This is a genomic window from Moorena sp. SIO3I6 (genome assembly GCF_010672095.1).
This window is the reverse complement of sequence record NZ_JAAHHU010000676.1, coordinates 1-2,464: the sequence shown is the minus strand read 5'-3', so window position 1 is coordinate 2,464 and position 2,464 is coordinate 1. Positions and strand designations below refer to the sequence as shown.

General features: G+C 39.2%; 3 protein-coding genes. All 3 read left to right on the top strand.

The window, feature by feature from the left end:
• On the top strand, positions 1-367 hold a 367-nt coding region (locus F6K49_RS41305; RefSeq protein WP_293106891.1), incomplete at its 5' end, for an FkbM family methyltransferase.
• Positions 368-500: 133 nt separating this feature from the next.
• A complete protein-coding gene (locus F6K49_RS41300; protein ID WP_293106888.1) occupies positions 501-1,511 on the top strand; it encodes a glycosyltransferase family 4 protein in 1,011 nt (336 codons plus the stop codon).
• Positions 1,508-2,464: hypothetical protein (locus F6K49_RS41295; RefSeq protein ID WP_293106884.1), on the top strand; the 957-nt coding region annotated here is incomplete at its 3' end. The genes F6K49_RS41300 and F6K49_RS41295, both read left to right, overlap by 4 nt.

Sequence of the window (2,464 nt, the reverse complement as noted above, 5' to 3'; positions counted from 1 at the left end):
TGTTCAAACGATAACTCTAGATGAAATTGTTGAGCAACATAAGATTAATCCCAGCCTAGTAAAAATTGATTGTGAGGGATTTGAAAAAATTATATTAACAGGAGGTAGTCATTTACTGGAATCTATGCGTCCAACTTTCATGATTGAGTGCAACGATAATGCTTTAAAATTAGCTGGAACAAATCGCATAGAACTGTTTAAATTATTGCATTATTTTGATTACAAACTGTTTCATTTAGCAAGTTTTAGTGGTGGATATCCTCTAGGAATTACCTGTGACGAAAATTTCCCAGCTTCAGAGTTTAACTTTACTGCCGTGCCGAATGATGATATTAACCTAGCAAGATGGCATAGGTCTATCAAATGAGGCAAATAAACCTTAAAAATCAAAATAAAAAAAATCCTGAAAGCCTGTATTAAATATATTTTCAGGATTTTGAATTTCAATCGCTATTTTACGGATAATTAAGCCCACCTACTTATACAGATACAATCTCTGTATGAATATTATAATTTATTCTCCTCTTTTTTATCCCAGTATCGGCGGGTTAGAAACAATCGTTTCTATTTTAGCCCACGAGTTTGTTGATCAAGGACATGAAGTAAAGCTAGTTTCACAAACACCAGCAACAGACTCAAAATCGTTCCCTTTTGAAGTTATCCGACGACCCAATGCGCGCCAGCTATTGAAACTCACCCATTGGTGCGATGTGTTTTTCCAAGGCTGCGTTAGCTTGAAGGGAATCTGGCCTTTGTTCATTATTCCTAAGTATTTAATCATAACCCATCAAACATGGTATCGCCGTTCTGATAACAGTCTCGGTTGGCAGGATTATCTAAAGTATTTTGTAAGTCGCTTTGCCACTAACATATCGATCAGTAATGCTGTAGCTGAGTATATCCCAGCACGATCTATCGTAATCCCCAATTCTTATCGGGATGACGTATTCTATGAAATCCCAGAAATTCCTCGTGACAAAGAACTGGTATTTTTAGGGCGCTTAGTTTCTGACAAAGGAGTAGACTTACTGCTAGAAGCACTAGCAAATCTTAAATCAATAGGACTGACTCCAAAATTAACAATTATCGGTGGTGGAGCAGAAGAATCTCAATTACATCAACAGGCAAAAGATTTAGACATTATCAACCAGATAGACTTTGTAGGAACAAAAGTAGAACAAGAGTTAGCTCAAATCTTAAATGCCCATAAAATTATGGTAGTGCCATCCAGGTGGCAGGAACCATTTGGGATTGTAGCACTAGAAGGCATCGCCTGTGGTTGCGTTGTTATCGGCTCCCAGGGAGGAGGTCTAAAAGATGCAATTGGTCCGTGTGGCGTAACCTTTCCCAATGGAGATGTTATAGCCTTAACTCAGACATTGGCAAACCTATTGAAAGAGCCTGACCAATTATCTCAATACCGCCAAGAAACAGTATCTCATCTATCCCGTCATCAAAAAGCAGAAGTAGCCAAAGCCTACTTACAGGTCTTTGAGGAGGCAATTAGTTGAATCTTATTTATCTTGGTCTAATTGGCGCTGCTGTTGTCATTTACCTCTCATCCCTCAACTGGCGTCGCTCCGTCAAAATAGTACTTCTGCTATTAGTATTAGAAGGTGCTATACGTAAATGGGCATTACCTCAAGCCAGTCAACTGCTCTACTTTCTGAAAGACTTTGTACTTATAGGGGCTTACATCAGCTATTTTTCACGTCCCAAGTCGAAAAGAAGAGTGGTGATTAAAGCTGAAGCAATTACAATTTTAATCTACATGTCGGGAGCATGGTGCTTGTTTCAAGCATTCAACCCAAGTTTAGGTTCTCCTATAATTGGGTTGTTTGGAATCAAGAACTATTTTCTCTACATCCCTTTGATGTGGGTGTTGCCATATCTGTTTCCTTCAGAAGAAGAGTTTTATAAATTTCTGCGCTCTTACCTACTGCTGCTCATTCCTGTGGGGATGTTAGCCATCGCCCAATACTTTAGTCCTCCCGATAGTCCTCTCAATGTTTATGCCAGAGACGAGGTAGCTGTTGCCGTAGCTGGACAAGCTGTTAGGGTAACAGGAACTTTCTCCTACCTAACTGGCTACACAGTTTATTTGGCAAGTTGCTTTTGTTGGCTACTACCACTGCTGACTATGGAACAACCTCTATTTTGGCAATGGCTTACTATCGCAGAGGTTTTGTTAGTTGCAATTACTAGCTTCATGACAGGTTCTCGTGGCATAATGATTACCTTGGTTTTAATGCTAGTGGGCTACTTAGGCTTACAAGGAACAACGCAATTTTCTAAACTCCTCCGCTCTGTTCAAAAATTGCTAATCCCCTCCATCATCGGTTTTAACATAGTAGTTTCTAAGTTTCAAGCAGCAATAGATTCATTTTGGGTACGTACTTCTAGTAACAATGATGTTTTACCCCGAATCATAAGTAGTTTTACAGAACCTTTTGCCTTTTTCGTT